General features: G+C 57.2%; 18 protein-coding genes and 1 pseudogene. 7 read left to right on the top strand and 12 right to left on the bottom strand.

Annotation, left to right across the window (positions count from 1 at the left end):
* Positions 1-203: 203 nt before the first annotated feature.
* From P9250_RS29320 to P9250_RS29285, 8 genes are all read right to left on the bottom strand, one after another.
* Positions 204-1,322, bottom strand: coding sequence for a hypothetical protein (locus P9250_RS29320; protein ID WP_310396578.1), 1,119 nt, complete (start codon positions 1,320-1,322; stop codon positions 204-206).
* A gap of 48 nt (positions 1,323-1,370) precedes the next feature.
* Positions 1,371-1,757, bottom strand: coding sequence for a hypothetical protein (locus P9250_RS29315; RefSeq protein WP_310396576.1), 387 nt, complete (start codon positions 1,755-1,757; stop codon positions 1,371-1,373).
* A 164-nt stretch (positions 1,758-1,921) separates the two neighbouring features.
* Positions 1,922-2,734, bottom strand: coding sequence for a glycosyltransferase family 2 protein (locus tag P9250_RS29310; RefSeq protein WP_310396574.1), 813 nt, complete (start codon positions 2,732-2,734; stop codon positions 1,922-1,924).
* A gap of 10 nt (positions 2,735-2,744) precedes the next feature.
* On the bottom strand, positions 2,745-3,101 hold the full coding sequence (locus tag P9250_RS29305; protein ID WP_310396572.1) for an SMR family transporter: 357 nt from the start codon (positions 3,099-3,101) through the stop codon (positions 2,745-2,747).
* 2 nt (positions 3,102-3,103) lie between these two features.
* Positions 3,104-3,937, bottom strand: a complete 834-nt coding sequence (locus P9250_RS29300) for a sugar phosphate isomerase/epimerase family protein (RefSeq protein ID WP_310396570.1) — start codon at positions 3,935-3,937, stop codon at positions 3,104-3,106.
* Positions 3,934-4,728, bottom strand: a complete 795-nt coding sequence (locus P9250_RS29295; RefSeq protein ID WP_310396568.1) for a pyridine nucleotide transhydrogenase — start codon at positions 4,726-4,728, stop codon at positions 3,934-3,936. Before P9250_RS29295 ends, P9250_RS29300 begins: the two co-directional genes overlap by 4 nt.
* An 11-nt stretch (positions 4,729-4,739) precedes the next feature.
* Complete coding sequence (locus P9250_RS29290; RefSeq protein WP_310396566.1) at positions 4,740-5,891, bottom strand: FAD-dependent oxidoreductase; 1,152 nt, start codon at positions 5,889-5,891, stop codon at positions 4,740-4,742.
* Positions 5,891-6,931: a glycosyltransferase gene (locus tag P9250_RS29285; RefSeq protein WP_310396564.1), complete on the bottom strand. Its 1,041-nt coding sequence runs from the start codon at positions 6,929-6,931 to the stop codon at positions 5,891-5,893. The genes P9250_RS29290 and P9250_RS29285 overlap by 1 nt, the downstream gene beginning before the upstream one ends.
* 333 nt (positions 6,932-7,264) lie before the next feature.
* Here P9250_RS29285 and pseF point away from each other — a divergent pair, with 333 nt between their 5' ends.
* Positions 7,265-7,951, top strand: coding sequence for a pseudaminic acid cytidylyltransferase (gene pseF, locus P9250_RS29280; RefSeq protein WP_310396562.1), 687 nt, complete (start codon positions 7,265-7,267; stop codon positions 7,949-7,951).
* On the opposite strand, the gene P9250_RS29275 is transcribed toward pseF, so the two are convergent.
* From P9250_RS29275 to P9250_RS29265, 3 genes and pseudogenes are all read right to left on the bottom strand, one after another.
* Positions 7,937-8,497 (bottom strand): formyltransferase family protein, encoded by a 561-nt coding sequence (locus P9250_RS29275; RefSeq protein WP_310396560.1) that lies wholly within the window; start codon positions 8,495-8,497, stop codon positions 7,937-7,939. The genes pseF and P9250_RS29275 overlap by 15 nt on opposite strands.
* Positions 8,498-9,165: 668 nt before the next feature.
* The gene (locus tag P9250_RS29270) at positions 9,166-10,185 is read right to left on the bottom strand and encodes an IS110 family transposase (RefSeq protein ID WP_310396558.1); all 1,020 of its coding nucleotides are present in this window, start codon (positions 10,183-10,185) and stop codon (positions 9,166-9,168) included.
* Between the two features lie 93 nt (positions 10,186-10,278).
* Positions 10,279-10,419 (bottom strand): annotated as a pseudogene (locus tag P9250_RS29265) (IS3 family transposase); the annotation flags it as partial.
* A gap of 938 nt (positions 10,420-11,357) precedes the next feature.
* On the opposite strand from P9250_RS29265, the gene P9250_RS29260 reads away from it, so the two are divergent.
* The gene (locus P9250_RS29260) at positions 11,358-12,488 is read left to right on the top strand and encodes an acyltransferase (RefSeq protein ID WP_310396556.1); all 1,131 of its coding nucleotides are present in this window, start codon (positions 11,358-11,360) and stop codon (positions 12,486-12,488) included.
* Between the two features lie 50 nt (positions 12,489-12,538).
* Here P9250_RS29260 and P9250_RS29255 read toward each other — a convergent pair whose 3' ends face one another.
* On the bottom strand, positions 12,539-13,255 hold the full coding sequence (locus P9250_RS29255; protein ID WP_310396554.1) for a hypothetical protein: 717 nt from the start codon (positions 13,253-13,255) through the stop codon (positions 12,539-12,541).
* 890 nt (positions 13,256-14,145) lie between these two features.
* Here P9250_RS29255 and P9250_RS29250 point away from each other — a divergent pair.
* The 5 genes from P9250_RS29250 (at position 14,146) to P9250_RS29230 (ending at position 22,548) form a co-directional block, all read left to right on the top strand.
* Positions 14,146-15,426, top strand: coding sequence for an integrase domain-containing protein (locus tag P9250_RS29250; RefSeq protein ID WP_310396552.1), 1,281 nt, complete (start codon positions 14,146-14,148; stop codon positions 15,424-15,426).
* Positions 15,427-16,829: 1,403 nt separating this feature from the next.
* Positions 16,830-17,486: a hypothetical protein gene (locus P9250_RS29245; RefSeq protein WP_310396550.1), complete on the top strand. Its 657-nt coding sequence runs from the start codon at positions 16,830-16,832 to the stop codon at positions 17,484-17,486.
* Between the two features lie 792 nt (positions 17,487-18,278).
* On the top strand, positions 18,279-19,313 hold the full coding sequence (locus P9250_RS29240) for a hypothetical protein (protein WP_310396548.1): 1,035 nt from the start codon (positions 18,279-18,281) through the stop codon (positions 19,311-19,313).
* 1,494 nt (positions 19,314-20,807) lie between these two features.
* On the top strand, positions 20,808-21,383 hold the full coding sequence (locus tag P9250_RS29235; RefSeq protein WP_250465427.1) for a nuclease-related domain-containing protein: 576 nt from the start codon (positions 20,808-20,810) through the stop codon (positions 21,381-21,383).
* A 691-nt stretch (positions 21,384-22,074) separates the two neighbouring features.
* Positions 22,075-22,548 (top strand): hypothetical protein, encoded by a 474-nt coding sequence (locus tag P9250_RS29230; RefSeq protein WP_250465425.1) that lies wholly within the window; start codon positions 22,075-22,077, stop codon positions 22,546-22,548.
* Positions 22,549-23,163: the final 615 nt, after the last annotated feature.

Raw genomic sequence — 23,163 nt, 5'->3', positions numbered from 1 at the left:
TTTGTGAAGTTGTGAAGAATGCGGTGGATCTCCAGATGGGACGCACATGCCAGAGCACGGAACTTCCGGTCGTGCCGCACTTTCACGCAAGCCTGAATCGGAAGCTATTGATGCCCAGGCTCGTTGAACCAACTCGAAGGCACGGCGATCGCATCATTTGCTAGTGCGCGAGTCCCCGCGTCGTCGGTAAGGAAAATATTCGGCTACGATTGAATACCGTCTCCTAAGGTCTGAGGATCCGTCCGGTCCCTAAAGTGATCCCAAAAATCCCTTTGCGGTATCGCCGTTGTATAGGTGATGGACTTGAAACCCAGCCCGTTTTGCGTGGAGATCGGAAACATGTTGGCAGCGAGAATGCCGGTTCGCGGATCGACCTTCGCGCGCATCTGCGCAATGACCGGTGTGTCTTCACGATTAAATACGGGCCATGCGGATTGCAGCGGATTGAAGCGTCCGACAATGATGGCCGAAGTCATCAGCGACGCGATCAGCATTCCGCTCATTGGACTGACCTTCCCTGATCGGGCGGCCCAAAACGCGGCCAAAGCGAACGGCAGGATGATCAAATCGATGAGGTTGTTCCAAAACGGCAGATTCGGACGCGCCTTGAGCATCATCCATCCGAGTGTAGTCACGGAAACGAAGAGCGCGAGCCTCGCCCTTGACAGCTTCCAGCCCGCGCGGTTGACGAGACACACGGTGAGCATGAGGAGCACGAGGCCTTGCGCATATTGCATGCGGCATGGCTGAACGTGGTCCCAGAGCAGAACGCGACCCAGCATTGACGGCACGGGAAAGAACTCCCAGGCGATCATTGCGGCCAGCCCGACCGTCAATAGCATCAGATTGCGCCGGAACGCAGCGTCGCGAAGTTGCGTTGAAGCGTTACGGTAGTCTGCGAAGCACAGCGCGAGTCTTATCAAGAAGACGCCGAATGTGCCAGCTTCACATATGTTGAGCGGCATGAGACTCTCGAGATGCCAGTCAAACATCGCGAAGGGATAAAATTGCGACAGAAGCTGCCTCAGGCCCAGGCCGACGCCCATGACGCTGCGGCCACCAGGATAAAGCGTGTGCGCCGTAGCAAGCAGATAGCCTTTCAGAAACACGACCGCTGTCGCTGCCGCCAGACCGGCTGCAATGGCGAGCCCGGCGAGCCGAGCGGGCGCAAGCCATTCGCGGCCAAATGACAGGATGAACAGCGCGGCAACGAAGGCGAGCGGAATGAAGAGCAGCGGGTAGAACATGCTGATGAGCATGCTCGTCGTTAGCCAGTAGAAGAGAATAAGCCTCAGAAGCCGGTGAATCGGCGCGAACAGCACGGCAACGGAAACTCCGTACAGCGAGAAGAGTACGCTTTTGTCCGTCCATCAAAACTGCGCGTATGACGTGAAGTAGATGGATAGCGACAGCAGAAGCGCGAGCAGCTTGGCCACCTGCATAACCCGGAACATCGCCATGTAGCCCACGATAAATGGGGCAAAGACCGCGAAGTAATGGACGAAGAACGCGTACGCCGCGTTGACGAACGGATACAGCAGCATCGTTGGCTTGAATATCAATCCCCAAGCTTTGATCGGGCTGCCGAATGCAATGCGAAAATCGTCATGATAAGGCGAGGATGTTTTGAAGCGGCCAAAGCCGATATTGGCCGCAGCCTGGGCGAGCGGCGTGATGACCGCCCATTCGTCAGATCGTTCAGGTCTGGCGTGGCCGAACAGGAGTCCCGTGTGAGTGAAGTTCAACGCGCGGGTCATGATTCCATACGACGATGGCGACTAGGTCTGGCTTACATAGATCGTGCCCAGGACGAGCAACGCGATCAGCAGGACACCGTCGAAACGCCTGAAATGCCTAGTTCGCGTAATGCTCTGCACCCCTCCGCTCACGGACTTCGACTCGATTTGCATCTGTCGCAGCCTTAAGCGTCGTACGCGCCAAAACATGCCTTGAAGAGCACCTTGAGGACGGAGTAATTACCCTTGACCGAACTGATCTTCGTCGGCACCTCTCCCTTCGGATAACGCCGCGCCGTGGCCAATTCGATGCAATGGTATCCGAGCTTCGGCGCACGGTAGGAAAGGTACACGAGCAACTCGTAACTCGTGAAAACATCACGGAAGATGCCGACCTTCGGATCGAGAAGCATGCGGCTACTGTAGCCGCGGAATCCCTGCGTCGTATCTGTCCACGAGAAACCTGAAAAGACGCTGAGCATCGGCGCATGAATGAGCCGGATGGCCAGATCGCGAGACTTCGGCGTATTTTCTGCGACGCCGCCGGGTAGAAAGCGCGATGCCTGCACGAAGTCAACTCCCTGCTCCAGCGCTTCGATGAAGCGGGGAATGGCGTCCGGATCGTCCTTGTCGTTACCGTCGATGGTCACGATGTACTCGTAGCCCTGGTCCAGCACGAAGGCGTATGCGCAGCGCAACTGTGCACTGAGCTTGCCGGGAGCGGTCTTCAACAGCAGCGCGCGCACGCCATTTTGTCGGAGAAAGCCTTCCTCAAGCGAGCCATCGGTGCTACCACCATCAACGATGACGATATCCGCGCGGTTCGTGATCTTCAGTGCGTTCATGCGTTCCAGAAGATGGCGGATCCGCTGTCCTTCGTTGATCACAGGGATGACGACACATGCGTTGTGTTGGCGGCCCAGCCAAAGTTGTGTCTCAAAGCTTGGGACCTGCCAGGTCGCGCGCTCATAGTGGGCCGGTTTCGATACTATGTTCATTGAGATCTCACTACGCTACACGCATGGTCAGGCATATCACGCCGAGAACGATCAGGCCGATTCCCGCGCCGGTCGTCCAATGAAACGGTTCACGGAAGATAAGCACGGAGCTCAGCGCCACTGTTGCGATGGCGCCGGAGGTCAGAATCGGATGTGCGACATTGAGCGGCAGTCTGGCCAACGCCGCCGCATATAGGAGGAACGCTGCGCCATACATGGCGAGTCCGAGCCAGAATGGCCAGTTCGTCAGCGCCGCAAGAGGGTCCGCCGGGGAGGGAAATCTGCGAGGTGGCAGCATCGCGAATTTCACAAGCACGCTTGCGGACGCGTTCGAGCCGATGCCCAATGCGAGGATGATCCACTTCACCGTTAGGTCGCTCCGTCTCTTGCGCCGCTGTAATGCGACAACGTGACGTGCAGAGCCCGCTCGATCGACACGAGATGCGGTTCGTCTTTCGTTGCAACCATCTCGATCGTGACGATGTGATCGGGCAGAAATTGCCGGATGCTCTGCGCTGTCGCTGAATGATCGCAAGCGCCGTCGCCGATCGGCACGAGGTCGGGCTCGCTCGCGTGCACGTGCCCAATCACCGCCGCACAATCACGCACGGTCGTGGCGGGGTCCTCGCTATTGATCGCCATTGCGCCCGTGTCCAATTGCATTTTGACCGCAGGATGCGCGACTTCTCCGACCACACGCAGCGTTTCGGCGCTCGTTGTCATGAAGTTCGCGCCATAGCGCGGCGGATTCGGTTCGAGACAGACGATCACGTCCTGCTCCGCGGCGATGTCGCCCAGACGCCGGAAGAAGGGCACAGCGATCTCCAGCGCTTGCTGATCGTCGAGACCGCCGCGGTCCCGGTTCTTCGGCGAGCCGAACACGAGACGCCTGGCGCCGGTCCCATTGCCGATCCGGCAGATTGCCTTCATATGGTCGAGCAGGGCCTGTTGCGTGACGCCGTCGCCAAAAACATTCAGTCCAGTGGTGCCGAACAGCAGAGACTGCATGCCCGTCAGCTCGATGCCGCGCTCGGCCCACCGTCCTCTGACTCGTGACATGTCGTCGGTACTGGCAGAAGCAGGCTCCGGAAAGTACTTGCCCGGTGCGATGTCGATTGCATCGACGCCGTAACGCGCAAGCAGCGCTGCGATGCCTTCGTCTTCCGAGACGTCCCAGGCAATATTCGAGATCGCGATTCTCATGAAGCGCTTCCCTTGGAATCCTTTGCATTCAGCGGCTCGGACTGCGCGTACGCGCGCACCGCCTGGATCGTTTCGCGGGCGCTGTACTGGTAGCTGCCCGCTCCGCCGAACAGCAATGCATGCCGGGTGCGCATGTCGTACCGCGCCACGGAAGTGCCGACATGTTGCTCGAACGACTTGCCGAAACCGTGCTCGGAAATGTCGGCGACGCTGATCGGCTCCGCCGTCAGATGTATGAGCTTCAGTCCCGCGTTGCGGGCTGCGGCGATGTCGTAGGAAAGATTGACCATCGGGTAGAACTGGAACACGCCGCGGCTGTCGATCTCGCTTACGTTGTTGTCATTCAGGAAGTCGAAGATCACGTTTTTCCGCAATCCCGGCCCCACGAGCCCCGGCAGGCGCACGATCAGATGGTCCGCGAAATGCGATGCCACGAACTTCTCGAGATGGCGGCGATTCTTGCCGTACGCATGGAGTTCGCTTTCGTCGACGGTCGAATCCTCGTCGACCTCGATGGGCCGTCCGAAGACGTCAACGGTGCTGATCAGTGTGAAATGGCGGCAGCGAATCTTTTTCAAATGCGTGATCAACGCTTCGATGTTGCGCGCGTCCGCTTCCGGTTCGCGATTCGCGATCCATTTCTGCGCGGGCGTGCCGGCGCATGTCACATCGTCGAACGTTTGGCCGTCGATTTGGCCAATATTGGTCGACCGGTACAGCGACCCGAAGTCGCCTTGCCTGAGCAAAGTCTGTCCGACAAAGCCTGAATATCCGATAAGGGCGTTGGTCATTGTGATACTCACTAACAAGATGATTGATTTGATGCCGGGACGAGCGTTTCGGCGTCGAGCTTTTCGAGAACGTCGTAGATATTGTCGATCTTTCCGCCGAGTACCGAGAAGCAGCCCGGCATCTCGGCGTGCTTCTCGAAAAGGATTGGCCGGCCATCGTCGGCTTCGTTCTTCCCGAGCACCGTTTTGACTTCAAAGAGCGATTCTACGTATTTCGCATGGCGCACCGCCGGCATGTAGCGCGCGACATCGCGCATCATCCGGTCCACGCGCGTTTCCCGCGGATAGGATGCGAGCCGCGCATAAGGGTCAATGCCGCGCTCGTCGTCCCAGTGCAGATGAGGCGTGTAGCGAACATGCGATAGCGTATGAAGTCCGCGCGACGGGAAGGGCATCATCGAAAAGAAGGGCCCGTCCATGACCGTGATTCCCAGGCCTTCTAGTTCAGGCGGTGCCTGCACGAGTGCCATCTCCGTAATCTCCTGCTTGAGGCGCGTGTGCGTGCCCGGAAATGATCCGCCAAGTTGATTAAGGCCGCTATAGGTGCAGTTAAAGACGTAGCGTGTGTCGATGGGATAGTGGGCGCCGTCGGCCCCACAAGCGAAGACTGTGAGCCGGCCATCGCTGGCCTCGACGATCGTCTCGGCGCGCGTAGCCAGGCGCACATCGACGCCTGCCTCGCGCAGTTCTGTGTGCGCCCAGTCTGCAAGCAGACGAGAGTCGAAGGCGTATTCCTGCACGACGAACACGTCCTCGATCAGCCGCGGCTCAAACAGCCATTTGAGCTTTGGCCCTGCCGGCTCCAATTGCGCGTTGGTCTCGTGGCAGAAGCGCTGAAATTGCTTCGACGTGACCTTGGAGTTGCGCCGGGCGATCGCGTAAAGTTTGGTGAAGTCCGCCTTGACGACTTGCGGCCAGTCGCGCACGAACTTCGGCAGATTGATGCGGCTGCGGTAGGCGGTAGTGAAACTGCGCGGATAGTGATACCCGTTGTGGACGCGCGCCTGATTGTTATACGACGCGCGCTGAAGCAGATCGCTTTCCCCCTCCAAAAGGCAGATTCTCTTGAAGTCTCGCTGACGCGCAAGATAGATGGCAATGGCCGAGCCATAGAAGCCGCCGCCTATGATGACGGCGTCCTTCGTGATGGAGGAGTTCGGCATCAGTAAATCCCAGACGGGCGATCGTCCGGACGACTCTCGCCCTTGATCGCGACCTCTTCGATATTCAGCTTCTCACGACGCGTCATGCGCGCACTGGTGAACTCTTGTGCCACGTGATAAAGCGGGCCCTCGTTCGAAAGACTCGCCATGTGCAGTATGTATTCCGCGAGCACCAGCAGGACGAGCGAAATAAGAAAGAACATGCCGGACTGTTGTAGCGACGTGCTGATCCAGCCGGGCGCGACGTGCGGCTGAAACAGGGCAATCAGCACGACATAGGCAGAGTACACGAGGTTGGCGCACGCGCCGAAGAGTGACAGGGTGGTGACGAGGCGCATCGGTGCGCGTGTCGTCGAAACCAGCAAACGCACGCCACGGTCGATGCTGTCGCCCAGTCGCTTGCTTCCAGTCGAACGCGGCGGCGAACTGTAACGCAGATTTGCGCGAGGAAAGCCGCCGGTGACCGGCAGATGCCGGTACGTGATGGCGGGCTGCGGGTGCTGCAGGATGAAATTGACGACGCGTTTGCTGACGAGCCGGTATTGCGGCGCTTCGCTCGCGAGATTCGCCCCGCCGAAATAACGGTAAAGGAGATTGAAGCCCATATATGCAAAACGGTACGATATGGTCTGCAGGGGCTTTTGCTCGTTGTTGGCGAGCACGATGTCTACGCCGGTGACGGCTTTTTCAAGCATCGCTTCGACGACTGAAATATCTTCGAGCATCGGATCGATTGCCGCTACGAAATCTCCCAACGCGTTTTCGAGGCCGACCCAAAACGCCGTATCGGCGTCGACTTCCTTGGTCAGGGCGTAGACCTGCAAGTTCGGCTTGCCGGTCTCCGAGGTAAGCTGGCGCAACACCGAAATGCTGTTGTCTGTGGAAGCGTTGTCGATCACGATGAGCTCATAATCGCTCACGAGGCGATTGATGGTCGCCGCGACTTCGTCCACGATCGATTCGATTTGCGGTTCCTGGTTGCGCATGAGCAGGACAACCGACAGGAAGACGGGGAATTGCGCCATTTGTATCTTTGCCACGCCGCGCATGCACGAGCGTCGGTTTCTTGATCTGTAGAAAAAGGATTGTAACGGACGCAAAGTGTCGGTAGATCGATTTCGATTGAACGCCTCCGTGCGCGCCGTCGGAAGCATTCTTATTACTGGCGTAAGAGATGACGCCTGGCGGGCGTCGTCCAGTGTTACTGTCGCTAGGCGACCGTGTGTTGGCCATGTCGGTGGGCGTTATGCGGCTGCGCGTCGCGTTTTCGCGAGGGTCCTCGGGAGATGAAGCCGCGCCACGAGCGGCTGCAGCGTCACTCCGAACCAATGGGCGCGGGTATACTGCACGCACGGTCATTTTCGGAGATCAGCGTGAACATAGCAGTCATCCCGGCGCGAGGTGGCAGCAAACGCATAACGCGCAAAAACATTAAGGAGTTCGCTGGCAAACCCATGATCGGGTATGCAATCGCGGCAGCGGTCGAATCAAAACTGTTCGATCACGTCATCGTCAGCACGGACGACGAGGAAATCGCCGCGATCAGCGCGTCATTGGGCGCTGATGTGCCATTTCTGAGACCGAAGAATCTGGCAGACGACCACACGGCGACCGTCCCGGTCATCAAGCATGCTATCGAAGCCTGCGCGGATATCGGATGTCAAGCCGAACTCGTGTGTTGTATTTATCCGTGCGTCCCGCTCATTGCCGTCGAGGACCTGAACGCCGCAGCGCAGAAACTGAAAGCCAGTCGGGCGGATTACTGTTTTCCAGTTGCACGATTCGAGACCGCGCCTCAGCGCGCCATCAAGATTGGAGCGGATAGGTGCCGTCCGGCCTATCCGGAATTTCAACAAGTCCGAACTCAGGATCTGGAGCCGCTCTACTACGACGCGGGCCAGTTTTACTTCGGCCGAGCGCAATCGTGGCTGAGCGGCAAGGCGCTGCACTCCAACGCGTGTCCGATTGTCATTCCGGCGTGGCGGGCAATCGACATCGACACAAGCGAAGACTGGGAACGGACGCAAGCGCTGTACGCGTCGATGTCAAACCACTCTTAACTTCCGGAGCGTCTCTTCGATTGGCATGTCCCACGATGTCAAAAGAGCGGGCAGGTCGCTCGCCCGATGAAAGGTTCCTTCTCCTCGCTGCGGGCGTGCGGTGAAATCGAGCGAGACAATCGAATCAATGTTGCTTGCAAAAAGATCTTCCATTTCGGCGATTAGGCGCGTATACGTCTTCGAAAACGAATCTTCTGTTTCGTTGAATGAGATCTCCCGCTGGTAAATGATCGGTCCCGTATCGATGCCTTCATCGATCAAATGAATCGTCACGCCTTTGGGCGTGTCTTCCACGAATGACCAGAAGTTTGGATGCGCGCCGCGGTTATACGGCAGAAGGGACATGTGTAAATTGACTATCGGCGGCGCAGAGTCAATGAACGATTTTTTTAGAATGTGCCGATAGCCGAAACTTATGATGACGTCGTAACCGGCAACGTCCCGGTCGATGGGTCCCTCGAGGTGATCGATGTCATTTCCATGCCCGCGCAACAGATCAATAAGCGGCGACGTGCTATATCCGAGAAACAACACTTTTCTTCTCATGGCGAACTGGCAGTTCTAAAGTAAGGAAACTATACACGTTCTGTGTGCGCCTTCCCGCGCCGAGTAACATTTCGTCGTGCTGAGAGGACGCGACGCGCCGCCTATGGACGCGGGGCCGCCATCTATATCCTGGAGCGCATCACATACTTTGAGCATAGATTGAAGAGGGGGCGATCGAAGTCAAGCTTAATGAATGGTTCCCAAAAAAACATGGGTGGCGGTGCCGCATGGACGATAACTCTGGAGTTGCCCCTGTAACTCAGGACACGCAGACACCGTTAAGTTGATGATGCAGCGGTTCGCCGGAACTCCCGGGGGAACGGTACTTCAGTGCCTTATGCGGGTGGCGTTCGTTGTAATGTATATGAACGCCTCCCTTTGCGAGGGGCTTCGATCGGCATTCCAGAACAAGACGGGCTGCAGCTGTATATCCGGCCTGTCTGCAGCTCGAATAGCCGCTGCTGGCCACTATGAAATCCGCTGACTCGCACCTCATTGCTCAAACGAGCTCGGAGCTCTCACTACAACACAGGTTCAGCGAGTCCCGGTCCTACCTGTTCTGTCATTCCAAGCGAAACGCCTGCGCAACCGTGTGATGATTCGTGTGTTACGTGTGGACCTTGTGATCGGACTTTATACTTTCCAAGTTGGTTAGACGGCAAGTTAATTCAGGCTGGCCGTGTACTCGAGTACCCTTTTTCATAGGGGCACCGGTGTGCAAGGACTGCCCAGATGATGCGCGCGAGTTTGTTCGCTAGCGCAATCACTACCACGTTTGCTGGCCGCCGTTTTTTCAACTGCTCGCCCCATGGACCTGGCTCCTTGGCATTTGCTAATACGCAGCGCGCGCCGTGAGTTAAAAGCGTACGAAGATAGGTGTCGCCCCTCTTGCTGATCCCAAACAAGCTTACCTTCCCGCCCGAACCAAGTTTCCGTGGAACGAGACCTATAAATGCTGCGAATTCTCGCCCCGACCTGAATGCCTTGGGGTCGGCCATCGTAGCGACCGCTGCCGTCGCCGTGAGCAGGCCCACGCCGGGAATTCCCGCTATCGCAGAGCAATCTCTATCCTGCTTAAGCCAGGTGCGAAGCCGCTGCTCGATTTTGGCGATTTGCTCGTCCCTCCTTGCTAACTCGTTCCATCTGTCGCGCAATGTATCAACCAGCATCGCTGGCAGCCGCTCCGCGAGCCTGTGCAGGGTACCTGGCATCTCTTTTTCCAAAACCGCACGGCTGCGACCCATAACCTCTCCGTATTCGGTCATGAGGCCGCGCAAGGCATTTATTTGCATCGTCCGCATCTTTACGAGTTGTTCTCGCATTCTGTGCATGGCAAGCACCGCCTGCTGAGCCTCGGTTTTTACTGCAACAGCCTTGCCTGGTTGCTGAACGGCCAGCCAGATTGCTCGTGCATCCGCTGCGTCGCTCTTGTTGCCAATGTTGAATGCCTTCACAAATCTTGACGAAAGCAGCCTGACCTGATGCCCCAGCTTTGTCAGTTCGCGCGCCCAGTGTTGTGCGCCGCCACACGCTTCCATTCCAATAAGGCAAGGGCTGCGATTTGCGAAGTATTGGAGGAAGCCCGCGCGCTTGATCGTCTTGCTGACAGTCTTCCCTGTGCTCTCGTCTACGTGATGAACCTGAAACACCGATTTGGCGATATCGATCCCAACTGGAGTGAGCAACATAGCGATCTCCCATTTGCACCAAGAGTCCTTGGCCGTATCACTATAGGCCGGCCGCTACAGAACTGGCCCGGGTGGGAGGCGTTCATATCATTGCTCAAACGCGATGGCCAGACGCGAGAACGCTATTGGTGCGTCGGGCTTGTCCATATACGCGACGTAGTTGTGCTTCATGGTCTTCACGAACGATTCGGCCATGCCATTGCTCTGCGGCGAACGGACCGGCGTGGTTAAGCGAGTCGCTTTCACGCGAGCCGCCTTCAGGCGGCTTTCCTTTTCGGGGCTGTTGATTTCTACCGGAAACTGACCCACTGGGTCAGTTTTGCACGCGCATCAACATCGGGGCCATTTCTTGAATCCACCTGCGCACCTTGAGCGCCGCCATAGCCATAAGGAACGGTTCGCGATGATTCACCAGCAATTCGAGGCTTTCAAGCGCAAATCGGCCGCCGATTCGAGGCCGTCCACAAATCGATCGGAGAGAAAACTGCGCTGACGACGTCGGCAGATGAGCGGTCGCTGAAAATCAAAAGGAACACGCGGGCACTCATCGACATCTTCAACGGGGCGGGGCAAAGCGCAACGTTCTCTACACCACGCAACCGGTGACGCGCGACGTTGCCGATGCCGTGCTGAAGGAAGCGTCGCTGTTGACGGGCATGCCGAAGTGGCGGGCGTTCCTGATGTGGACGGGAGTGCGCCTCGGCGGCGCAAGTCAGTGGCAGTCCCAGGACATGCTCTGCGGCAGACGTGGGAAATAGACGTCGCACCGCTCGTAATGCGCGGCAGACCTTCGCCGGGGGTAATCCGCCAGTTCGGCGCCTAGGTCCGTCATAGGGGAGTCCTCTCCCAGTCGCGCGACTAGCTTGGCGACTCGATACGGTGCAGTTGGGCGGACGATTGAATTCTCTCGCCGCGACCAGACAGAAACCTGCGTCATCTAAGGGCTTACGCGGCTTTTTGCGTGCTTAGTTTCAAGCATTCGCAGGTGCCGCACGTGCGACGTCGACATCCGGAAGCCCTACCCTGCATGTAGGCATTAAGGCGGAGAGTCCGGAGGATTAGTGATCGCGGGGTAAAATGCGCGCCGTATCGGCAACTAGCCGCTTTACGGACTCTTATCATTCATCCCTATGCAAATCGGCGGCCTTCATCTGCTGTTAGGCGCTGCGTTCTTGACTACCGTTGCTTTCATAGTGTCGGCAGTCGTAGATCATTCGAAATTTTTCAGACTGGCGATCGAACGCGAACTCTCATCAAACAGATTCCACGCGATCGACGGACTGCGTGGGTGCCTGGCATTAGGCGTCTTGTTGCATCACGTGGTGATCAACGCTCAGCTTTACCAAATTGGCTCATGGGCGCTCACACCGTCGCGGCTTAACACTTTCATCGGGCGCGGTTCTGTTGGATTTTTCTTCATGATCACTGCTTTCCTGTTTTGGGGAAGGGTAATCGAAGGTCACGGCCACATTGACACGATCCGATTCTACGCGTCGAGAATCCGGCGGCTTGTGCCGATGTATCTAGTCAGCGCCGGCCTACTAATCGTGACCGCGCTAGCTTTCACCCATTTCCGGATCGTCGTCCCGATTGGTGATTTGGCGTCGCAGATTGTATCGTGGCTATTGTTCACGATACCGGGCACGCCGGAGATCAATGGGTTCAACCAGACCAGACTGATCAACACGGTATTCTGGTCGCTGGCCTACGAATGGAAGTACTACATTCTGCTCCCGTTCGTGGCAGCCCTAGCCGTCAAAGGCCGCGCCTTGGTGCTCGCGATCGGCGGCTCGATCGCAATTGCGCTGTTCTCGCCGGCGCAGGTCGAATGGTTTTTCCTCGGAGGGTGCATTGCGGCCTATGCGGTCCGTTCACACGTCTTCCGATCCCGGGCCCCCGGCGCAGTCGGATCTTTCGTCGCGCTGGGCTGCATCGCGACTACGGCGCTATACCAGCCGATGACTTATACGTTGATGGGAGCTGTGCTGCTTTTTGTGCCGTTCGTACTTTTCGCCGCCGGAAACACGTTATTCGGCGCGCTAACCTGTCGCCCCGCGCGGTTGCTCGGCCTGCTCAGTTATAGCATTTATCTGCTCCACAACTGGGTGTTGTATCTCGTATCGCGATGCGTAAATCATTTCACGGCGGTCGCGGACCTAACGCCCGCACAGTATTGGGTGGTCGGCAGCGTCGTCGCGCTAGTGACAGTGGCGCTCTCGGTCGTCACATATCGTTTTGTCGAGTATCCGACGATGCAGCCCCAGGAAGTCGAAATCTGCTCTTCAGACAACGGTCCGGCATAGAGTGGATAGCGTCAAGCAGCACGGCCGGCGTGTTGCCTCCCGGCATCATGTTACTCCCGGGTATCGGAGCGGTGCGTTCGTTCCCGAGCACGTCGAGCAAGTTTGTCGAGCATTGCCATTTCCGATTCCTGGCAGGATTGCGATAACGATACGGCTTCCATGAACAAAGCGGTATTCGACTTCTGCAAGGCAACGGGTTTCGAGCTGACGCGCTCGCGCGCGTACAAGAAAACCGCGAAGCAGAACGTCATAGCTACGATCAGCCATCGATAACGCATAATCCCAACGAGCGCTAACAACAATAGGATCAAGTACCAGTGGACTTCTAGCGGAATGCTCCAAAGCGAACCGTTGACTGCTCTTGGGAATGGCAAGTCAGCGAAGACGCCGGGAAGATCAAGGCTCGACCGCAGGCGCAACCGGGAAAGATACTCGTAGGTATATGGAGAAGCGAAGTACGCGCTTGCTGGCAAGGTACTGACGAGTGTGCCAAGGACGAAGACGCAGACGACAGTAGTCAAGGGTAGCGCTGCCAGATTCTCAGGGCGCGTCTTGGGATAAACCGCCATACGTGCGGGTCCGACATCCAGCTTTGCGCGAAAGGTATCTGCAAATCGGAAAAAACATGTACTCGCTAAAGCGCGCGGCTCAAAACGTCGGCCGAGTGCAGGCGCATGTTGACCAAGTAGCGCGAATTGATGCGCGAAGAGGACCATTAGAGCGGCTATAAGTCGCAGAAGAGCAAAGTTGTTGCTGTGCGAACTCACTGTCAAGTTCCAATCAGTACACGAATGCTAACGGGTGCACGCGTATTGGAAAGGGCTCCGACTACGGACGTTGTCCCGTAGACGTGACTGCCGGAGAATGTCAGAGGCGGCATTTGCATTTTGAACGGCGCCGTGGCGGACGTCGCACCAGCCGTTGTCGAACACGAGAAAGTCGCAATGGAGAAGATACATTGTAACGAGTCGATAGTGCGGTTCTCGAAAGAGGTATGAAAATCGCGAGCTTTCCGCCCACATTCGATCGCGATAAAGCGCATCATCCTATTCACCTATCCGCGTTCCGACGCATCGACCTGAGTGCAAGGCACTCCATTTCTCTCTCGCCGTGTGTCCGGTGGACGCCGAAATCTTCACTGCAGTGACCCTGCGATCTAGCCACGTGCGCCATGCGGGAAACTGAGTTCTCGCAGAACCGCGTTGGCAGTAGCTGTCCAACCGAAACGCAGTTTCGCATCTTCTGAGAACAACTCCGCACGGACAGTGCGGACGTCACCTCTGCCTTTCGTCGAAGGCGATTCACGCCAAGCTTGACTCGCGCGGTTCCAAATCGAGGCGACCGTGATGAACAAGCTCGCAAGACGGGAAATCACTTGCACCCCTGTGTGCGGATTTCTACATCCCATTCTGTCGGCTCGCGCTGCCGATACCAAAAAAGCGCAAGAAGAATTGCTTGGCTCGACGGGCTTACGCCTGCGGTCAAGTAGCCATGCATCGCTTCGTGTCGGCGCATGGATCATCAGGCGGCAGTGCTTCCCTGCGCCGGGTGAATCGAAAATCTGATCTCTAAGATCCCGGAAAGCAAAGCGTGCAGTATTCCAACAACCCGGGACGTTCTTTTGATAGGTGAGAACGTCGCCTTTGATGCGACGGCCATGAAGATCCAATTCAATTTTTCACCCCTTTTAGACAATGCGGGGCTGCCTCAGCGGCTCACCAAGGAGCTCGCCGAACTCTTCAATCGGCACCTTTCGAAACCCCATAGCACGACGCGCGTGACGTCGAACGCAATCTCCATCAAGACGCAGAGCTATCGCGTGCGGCATCTGATTGCCGGCTTTCGCGAACTACGCAAGGGCGGCTTCTCATTGCAGTCGCCTTGGAACCTGTCCGAAAAACACATCGCCTATCTGGTCAAGCTTTGGGTCGCCAAAAAAGACCAGGCACCCGGCACGGTCGAGAACAAACTAACCTATTGGCGCACGCTTGCCGCTTGGATGAAAAAGCACCAGCTCGTGGGCACCGTCGATGACTACATCAAGCGTCCCGACGGTTATCGCCGCTATTACATCGCGCAGGAAGATAAATCCTGGGAAGCGGCTAACGTTGACGTCAACGAAGTCATCTCCCGTCTCTGCGAGCATGATCGGTGGGTCGCGATTCAAGTCGAATTGCAAGCGACGTTCGGCTTGCGCGCCCAAGAAAGCATGCTCCTGCGGCCACTGCAATGCCTGCGCGTTTCGGGCCACCTTCACGTCATCGATGGCACGAAGGGCGGCAGGCCCCGGCTCGTGCCGATCGATGCTGAATGGCAATACGAAGTCCTTATCCGTGCAGCGAGGCTCGCAAATCCGCGCACCGGCTCAATGATTCCGGAGCCATGGTCGCTCAAGCGGTGGTACCGCCATTTCTATCACGTCCTCCAGAAAGAGGGCATCACGCGTAGCGGCTTGGGCGTCACAGTGCACGGACTGCGCCACGCTTACCTCCAAAAGATGTACGAGGATATAACCGGGGTGCCGGCGCCGATCAAACTGCCCGATCATCGGCCCGATCCGGAACTTCATCAGAGGGCCATGCAACAGCTGGTCGAAGCCGCGGGGCATAGCCTTGCAGCGAAGGCGACGGCCTACATCTCGACCTTCGCAACGGCGGGCCGCCTGTCGCGACCTGTGGTGACCTTCGAGCAGGCGATTGCGGCTCTTGATGCGGCGAACGGCGTCAAATCGGAGGCGGCAAAGCGCCTGAAAATCTCACGGCAGGCGCTCTATCGGATACTTGCAAAAGGCGGCCCGATGCCAACTGTAACGCCTGCATACGTCGCCGAAACGGAAGCACTGCCGACATCCGCGCCCAACGAGGTCTTCCAAGATCCACCGTTGGCTCTGACGATCAACAACGCCACACCGGACCAGCTTTCACTGCTCGCCGAGTAGGTTTGCCGTCGCCATCCGACGACGTCGCGGTCGTCATCATCCGCGACGGCTTCCAGCCCCGAGGTGCAGTTGACGGTCGACGGTGGTCATGATGAACAATCATCAGCACAGGACTCTGCGCAAGCAACGAAGATGTTGTACGCTTGGTCACACCCCGTGTCACTCGTCGTCGGTGGTAGTCGGCCGAAGTGTCACCAACGCGCTTGCCGCGGATTTCGGTGAACTCGATGCTTATGGGATCGCCTGGCCATGCTCGACTCGGAACATGCCGTGTAGGTGCGTCTCTAAGAGCGTGTCGTTTGCTCCGGTCGAAGTTCTCGTGCACAGCTATTCCTTTGACTCGCAAGCGACCATTCCCCACCCAATAGAGTCATTTCACGATGTGAAAAGCTTGCCGAATAAGGAGGAGGTGAATATTCGGCACGTTTTGTAACAGGCAAATTTACTCTTGCATTCAAGCGGTTGCCTCGGCCGAAGAAACGTAACGGGACGCTCTCCGGAGAGCGTTGCTCACGGCCAAACAACTGCGGCTCACGTTGCTAGCCGCCCGCCAAGCTAGGACGTCGGCTAAGAACAAAACGCACCACCCGCGAAGGTATGGTCTACCTTGCACTATATTGGCCAACAGAATTCCCCGGCACTAGACCTAGACACGCGTAGTGACAATGCCTTGATACCGCGACTTCCGCAGCGCAAAGCGTGACCCCGTCAAGGCTGCTTGTTCCAGACAACGCATTTATCCGCAAATAGACAAACCGACGCCAGCTTTTTAACCGGGGAACGTGCCCGAGGACGACTCCACCGTCAAGACGTCCACCACTCGTCCGTCGAATTGATAAGGGATACTACATGAAAAGTCTGCCCGCGCCAGCGACTTCGTGGAAAGAGCGAGGCCTGCTTGAATCTCGCGGATCGCCCCAAAAACGCCATCCGTTTCAAACTCGAAACTTCCGATAGCGTTTCCAGGAAGTGTTACGACCGGAACACACCGCGGCGATTCAATGAGCGCGTTTCCGCAGGTTCAGCAGCGTAAGCAACGAGGACATACGGCTATACACGCGTGAGCCGGCCTACGTGACAAACAGAGCCTGGGCTTAATCGAAAGGGTTGAGCACATTCGGTTCACGCCAGCAATTCACTCGCTTCGACGGTCATTTGCGACGCGTTGAACGTCACGTTTGCGCTACGCAGACCTGTGCGCACTGCACGTACATCCCGCCTCGAGACCGTTTCGAGCGGCATGCAAGCCTGACGAGCGATATTTCTTCCTTTTTATTGAAAGAGCTAACGAAATCGTGGCCTTTGCGAACTCCTGAAGTGCGACGTCGAACCTAAGATTGGTTCTGCAGCACCCGAAACGATAAATCGAAACCTAGTGACCACCGCAGACCTGGAGCTTTGCAATGTCAAGACGATCCCGCTCGCACGCGCAAACGCAGCCTACCGCCTTTTTTCCAACGCAGGCGTACCTAGGGTACCCCGAGGGTTACCAACAGGAACCGTCGCTTAGGCAACGCCGGCGCGAATACGCCGACTTCTCACGCAAGCTTCGCGCAGTCTTCGCTCCGTTGCTGCTCAACCGCTATGCATTGCTCGAACACATGATGGTTCAGACCAGCCTCGGATTCTCCGGCGGGGCGGCAGGCGCGGACTGCGTGGCTGTTACTCGCTTCGGGGTGTTCGTCATCACGCACATTCGGTCGGTCGGAACGCTAAGCTTGACGACAAAAGCAAATGAGCTGCTCGTCACCGAGTCCGCCACGGAGCACGCCATTCGCTGTCCCCTTTGGCAAGCCGCGCCAGTCGTGCATTTCCTGTCCGCGCTATTGGCCGATATTAAGTGCCCTGTCGAGGCCATCGCCATTACTACCGAGGACGCATGCAAAATCGATTTCGACCTTCCCCTTTCAATTATGAAACTTCACGAACTCGACCAGTTCCTGCGCCAAAGGTATGCGCCGTTCGTTGGGGTGCAGTGGTCCTTCTTCGATGTCAACCAGATCAGTGCACGCATCCGGCAGGGGTGTCGTGATTGGGACAAGGAAGTGGCTGAGGCGTAGGCATGGACCGGCTTGGCGCCTAATGAGAGCCGTGCGCGCAATGGTTGGCCAAGTCGGTTGCTTCGATCGGCGCAGTCCCGCCACCGGTCGACTGCCCAACCATTGCATCAGCTCCCAGATTCGCGAGGCCCCGCCGGGACGGTGGCATCAGTCACAACACGGCGGGCATTTGGAACTTTTTTGCATCCCGCCCAAGAATCTTATGCGGCCACATGCGTGTGAAAAAGCAATTTGTAAGCTGCCGATGCGAAATTTGAGCGTCTGAGTGCACCGAGGCGATTTCGCAATATTCGCTCTTTACCCGCTTGAAATCACAGGGTTGGAGCCCGCGCGAGCGCGAGCGAAGGGGCGTTCTCCGGATGAACTCTTTCAGCCCAGGTCTTACGGTTCAACTTGAGAAGTGGGGGTGTGCAACGACGAAAGCGGAGGGGGCTGTGACGGCGCCGCTACGATACAAGCGTGCCATTTGAGAACTGCAGTTGGCGAAATCTAACGCGACTCGTAGCTGAGTGCAAGCTGCATGCGTAAAGCCATCGCTCGCACCCACAGACTAATACGAGCGCTTTGCGTCCGCGTCAACCTGCGTCGGGCTATTTGAAGTGAAGTGCAGTGACTGACATCAGTTGAAAGGGCGGGTTTATACCTCTTTTCACCGGTTCGAAGCGAAAGACGCGTGATTTTAAGCGCCTTTCGCCTTTGATTATGGAATTCCGAATTTAATTGGAAAAATTAGTTGCGCATTGATGCTTCCAGTATGCAATGATCCGGTCGCTTGATCCAAAGGAGACCATAATGAGCCGTCCAAAAAGGCCGTATCGATTGATCAGCCGTCGAAGTTGCTTGCGCCTCGCGCAGCTTTATCGCGAAGGACTGGCTGAAGGAAAATGGACCACACAACTTGGCGCGTTGAATGCGCTCGGCGTCAGTCAAGGCGACCTGTCAATGGCGATGCAGCTTCACGAACTCCCTGAAAGGATTATTGACCTGTTCGAAGATAACATCGACATCAGCAGCCATACAGTCCGCGTTATTAGCTACGCGATCCGTCGCGATGGCCTTAGCACGGTCCTACGCCGTATCGAGCAAAGTGGGGCTTCCGGCGCAAAACACTCTAAAAAGACGGTGTTGAGTATCGTCAAAGGGCAAGCACTGGAGTCGAAAAAAATGCTGCGATGGTCTGGACAAAATCCAGAGAAGATCGTGTCCCGCACCTTAGATCTCCCGAAAAACATCTCTGACCGCTATCACTTAGGGGTGACACAAGGAGAATGGAATTCTTTCAGTGCATGCGCGAAGACACTGCATATACCGCGACGCAACATCAGCGACGCCGTTGCCATCCGGGCGCTGCCCGATGCGATCCGCCATCTATTCCATGAGGAAGCGTTGACCTTTTCGGTCGGCCGAAAACTGCTTGCGCTCAAGCGCGAGATCGGCCTTGACGAACTACTTTCGCGGGCGCGATTTAAGGACTCTATGTACGACGTAGGCGGGCGCACTTCCGACAACATCTTGTCCGAAATAAACGACGAGAATATTCGGCCGGCGAGCTCCTTCAGGCGTATCCAAATCAAGAAGGGACGAGGTGCGAACCGGCTTGTTATCGAATGTAAAGATCCGAAATTGATTCTCAGATACCGCCGCGAGATCGAGAAGGCGATCTGCAAGGTCTTGAAGAAGCGTGTCACAGATGTGGAGTTTGTTGCGTTCATGCGCGGAATACGTAGCACTCAGCGCGCGGCTTTGCCTTTTGTAGACCGGCTGCCAAGTACATTCCGCCCTTCCGCCCAGGTCCATCCTGATCCATCCGGCGTGCTTCGAGGGTAGGGTCTTTCGGTGCAACGAACTCACCTCGGCTGGCCTAGCGGCTTCGCGCGCGGTCGCTGTCGCAAAGGCACAAGAAGCGGCTACACCCGTCCTCGCCCTCGCTTTGGCGGCTGACGAACCCGCGTCCATCTTCGCTTGCGTTCGAATCGTTCGCGAGATCGGTGTGTTGCCCGACAATTTGTCGCATCCCCCGCTCAATGGCTGCCGTCGTAGCTCGATATCCGCAGGAGAAGGCGCGTGGATTCATGTAACTCGCAACCACCCTCTGATATTGCGCTCTACGTCATCAACCTCTCGGGCGTCTACCACGGTGCCGAACGGTCCGTGCGCAGTCTAGAATGTAGTTATGCTAACGGTGTAGTGATGGCGCGCGGCGCTTGTCGATCCCAGACTATCACACCATTGGGACAATGGAAGGATTTTGGCCTTCTGAGCAAGTCATCGCGTATCTATTTTTCGGAACGTGCGTCAAGCAAGAAGTGCGTTGAGCAGTTTTTTCGAAGCAACGTCGGGCACGCCGCCGAACTGCTAAGCGCGGCCCACGTTCCTTGTACGCTCTTAGGGAAGGCAGCCTTGGCATGGCACGGCATCCTTTTATCGCGTCGTTTCGACGATCAATTCATAAGGCGAGGGCTTTCTGCTGTGTGCTACCGCGCTTGGCAGGCGCCATTTCGACTTCCTGAAAACGTCTGTCGCCAAGCCGAGGCGTTGCCTTGACTTTTCACGGGAGTAGGCATGCTGGATTTGTCCCAACCAAATCCATTGCAGACATGCCAATACAGAAACGTTTGTGCCACGCGTATTCCCCCCAACGAGCAAGACTCATTGATAGTCGCGGTTCGACGGAACACCCGTCCGAACGCAAACGCACTCACACGCCAGTGCGCGTCGCGCCCGGGCATTCCCTCCGGCAACGCCTAGCAGGATTAATAAGTCCGTCCGCCCTCAGCGTACCGTCCCCGACGGTGCGTCTACCCGCGCGGTGCGCGGACACCGAAATCCGACATCTTGAAGCGATGATTCGTCACGTCACTGGCACTCACGGCCCGTTTTTACCTGAGTATTTGCCTCAGTCTTATTGGCTCGCACGGCTCGAGCGAATCGAGCGAAAAACTTGCCTCATTCCAACTCAGCAGCAACGCGTCGCGGCATTGCGAAGGTTGCTGCTGCAGAGCGAGCCGCGCGAGTGTCAGTGCGCGTAGATTCGCCCGGCGGTGGTTCCGTAACACAACCTACCCACCTTCTTATTCGCCTAGTACCGCTCGCCTCACTCAATGACGCTCGGTCGAGCTATGCCGACAGACGTGGCGGCGCGGTAGGCGGCGTGACTTGCAAATGAGATCGCAGTGGCATGCGATGACTCTTCTTGGAAGTCCATCCCATGAACGAAAGCCGAGGGACTAAGTGAGAAAGCACAACCACGACGGAATGCCGACGCACGACCTACCGAACGAGACAGCCTGCGCCGCTGACGAAACCTTCAGCCATTCCCGCATGACAAGGAAAGACCCGACCAACGGAGCGAAAAACCGTCAACGCGTGAGCCGCGCGTTGCTGATGCGCATTGCGCCGATCTTTCAGCATGCGTGCGATGGCTGGGCGCATGTGCGTCATTCAATCGAACTCGAACATGCACCGGGCACCAAGAACCCGACAACACAGGTTGATTGCCTCGCGATAACCCCGTTTGGCGTCTTCATCTTGAACCACTTCCACTGGACGGGCCTGGTCAAACCGGGCACCAACGAAGATGAACTGGCCGTTGTCGATGACCGCGGCGATATAACGATTCATACGTCGCCGCTGCGCCGAACGAAGCCGGCCGTGCGGCATTTGCGCTGCGTGTTGGCTCAACACGACTGTCCGGTCGAGAGTATCGCCGTTCTAGGCGAAGCGGGCTGCAGCCTGCATCCGACCGTGCCGGATGGCGTCTTGACCCTGCCAGACTTGCACTACTTCCTGCGCATGAGGTTGAACCGCTTTCGTGCAACGCATCGGCGCTACTTAGATGCGGACAACGTCGCTTCCCATATCGACTGGTCTTGCTCTCGCAGGCGCACGCGCCCGTGATACCGGCGCCCGAATCGCTGTTTCGTTGTATCGCAGCGCTGTGGCAGCAACGTGAAAACCAAGCCAACCCTCGAAAGTTGCCCGTGGTGCGGCGTCGGGCCAACCGAGCTCTATCGCCCTCGAACGGCAACCGCCGCTCGAGCCGCCCGCTCCGTGACATCAATATCCGCTATCAGACTGAAAAGACGCCGTCTTTACGAAGCTTTCCAGCGGAAACCGTCCACTGGGCGCGCTATATTGGTTGGACCCACCGCGTATTTACGCATCGACCTTAGCTGAGCGCACGGCTGACGCGCGCTTGCCACTTCTTTTATACCTGGCCTCTCGGGGGAGTCGCTCTCCCGGTTCGCACGCGAGCTCGTTGAGCGACCCTCGATCGTTTCCCATCGTTGCATTCGAGCGCTGGTCTCCGTGCCCCGTCGTCCTTCGTGTTCTCGTGCAAGTCGAGGGCGCTTTGTGCAGGAACGAACGCCTTGCCTCGGATGAAAACAGACATCTGTGCAACGGCCACGCTTGCGCACGCGCGGTCGCAGAACGTTGCTCGTTGTCCGTTTTCAGCAACTCCCCGTCACGCTGGCTCTCTGCGCGACCGGTCATACGTCGCGCACGATCCACCGCTGTCCAATTTCACCACCGTAGTCTGGCTCGGCACATCGCCGAAGGCCGCTACTTTCTTAGCCAAGGAGGCTTTATGAAAATCGCCGTACTAGAAGTCCGCTATGCAGGGGGCTTGATCCTGACCGACCGCGTTGTCGTTCAGCCGTCATTCCGCATTTTGCTGCCGCCGCGCTTGAGCGCGATGCTTACCGAACTCGAAAAGACAGAGCGCCGCACGTCAATTCGAGTTTCGCTAGACGGCGTCATCTATCGCGTTACAGGCGCCCCCGACGGCGAATTTGCCGTGGGGGACAAGCTGCCTTTCGGTGAGCGTCTAGTGACGATTCTCAAAAGTGTCGCAACTCCCAATCGCGCTCAACGGCGACTCAACCGGCGCTTCGCCCATATGCTGAGTGCCCTTTCGTTGATCGGCGCGTGCTACCTCGTTCAGTCAAGCAAGGACTGGGACGCAGGTGTGATCGTTGAAACCGCGTTGCTTTGCCTCACGTCCGCGGCTTTATTCATCATCGGACATATGTGCTTTCCGGGTGATCACGAATCGACGTGACGATGATGCTGAAGCTCGTCTTATTGGCTTCTTCTTAGCAGTGCTTCGCCCGTTCGTCGACGCGACGTTGACTTCAGAGTCGATCGACGTTGTTTATGCAGACCACGCCGCTTGGCGTGGTCTGCCTCATTAGCGACTGGCGATTCCGCTCGCGCCACTTACGCGTCCAATCAATCTGGACACTCACGTCTTGCTGAGAAATCCGGACGTCATAACCGTCGGGCCCTGCGCGGCAGTGCGCCCTTCGTTACCCCAGCGAAGAATCTTGTAAACGTCAATCTCTAAGGCGTTGTCCAGCCTCGGTCGTCGGCGTACTTAAGCCGGGATGCTCTGCTTTGCCCGGCCTACGAAGGCAGGGATTACAAGACCGACGCACATTGAGATCAAGGGCGAGGGTGCCTCCGGTGCCCACGAATTCAGTGGTCATTGTTGGCGAGCGGCGTTCGTGTGCAGCGGGACGCTCATCACCGTCACTGCTGCCACAGCCGAAGAGCAGCAACGCGAACCTCCGTGAAAACAGCATCGCGCGGAAAAAGATGGGCGCCGGGTCAGAGCGTCCGCTTTCTGAAGGTGCCAGCCAAGGCTTCACCAAGCGAGCTGTCTCCCGCACTTTCG

Source organism: Caballeronia sp. LP006 (assembly GCF_031450995.1).
In the GTDB taxonomy this organism is placed as follows: Bacteria; Pseudomonadota; Gammaproteobacteria; order Burkholderiales; family Burkholderiaceae; genus Caballeronia.
The sequence above is the reverse complement of the archived record's forward strand: the minus strand, read 5'-3'. Positions and strand labels throughout refer to the sequence as shown.

What these genes read in the sequence shown, in the direction of transcription:
- P9250_RS29230 (WP_250465425.1), top strand. Translation starts at nt 22,075, where the DNA reads ATGAAAATCGCCGTACTAGAAGTCCGCTATGCAGGGGGCTTGATCCTG.
- P9250_RS29295 (WP_310396568.1), bottom strand. Translation starts at nt 4,728, where the DNA reads ATGACCAACGCCCTTATCGGATATTCAGGCTTTGTCGGACAGACTTTG.
- P9250_RS29240 (WP_310396548.1), top strand. Translation starts at nt 18,279, where the DNA reads ATGAGCCGTCCAAAAAGGCCGTATCGATTGATCAGCCGTCGAAGTTGC.
- P9250_RS29290 (WP_310396566.1), bottom strand. Translation starts at nt 5,891, where the DNA reads ATGCCGAACTCCTCCATCACGAAGGACGCCGTCATCATAGGCGGCGGC.
- P9250_RS29245 (WP_310396550.1), top strand. Translation starts at nt 16,830, where the DNA reads ATGTCAAGACGATCCCGCTCGCACGCGCAAACGCAGCCTACCGCCTTT.
- P9250_RS29315 (WP_310396576.1), bottom strand. Translation starts at nt 1,757, where the DNA reads ATGACCCGCGCGTTGAACTTCACTCACACGGGACTCCTGTTCGGCCAC.
- P9250_RS29250 (WP_310396552.1), top strand. Translation starts at nt 14,146, where the DNA reads ATGAAGATCCAATTCAATTTTTCACCCCTTTTAGACAATGCGGGGCTG.
- P9250_RS29235 (WP_250465427.1), top strand. Translation starts at nt 20,808, where the DNA reads ATGACAAGGAAAGACCCGACCAACGGAGCGAAAAACCGTCAACGCGTG.
- P9250_RS29275 (WP_310396560.1), bottom strand. Translation starts at nt 8,497, where the DNA reads ATGAGAAGAAAAGTGTTGTTTCTCGGATATAGCACGTCGCCGCTTATT.
- P9250_RS29270 (WP_310396558.1), bottom strand. Translation starts at nt 10,185, where the DNA reads ATGTTGCTCACTCCAGTTGGGATCGATATCGCCAAATCGGTGTTTCAG.
- P9250_RS29310 (WP_310396574.1), bottom strand. Translation starts at nt 2,734, where the DNA reads ATGAACATAGTATCGAAACCGGCCCACTATGAGCGCGCGACCTGGCAG.
- P9250_RS29300 (WP_310396570.1), bottom strand. Translation starts at nt 3,937, where the DNA reads ATGAGAATCGCGATCTCGAATATTGCCTGGGACGTCTCGGAAGACGAA.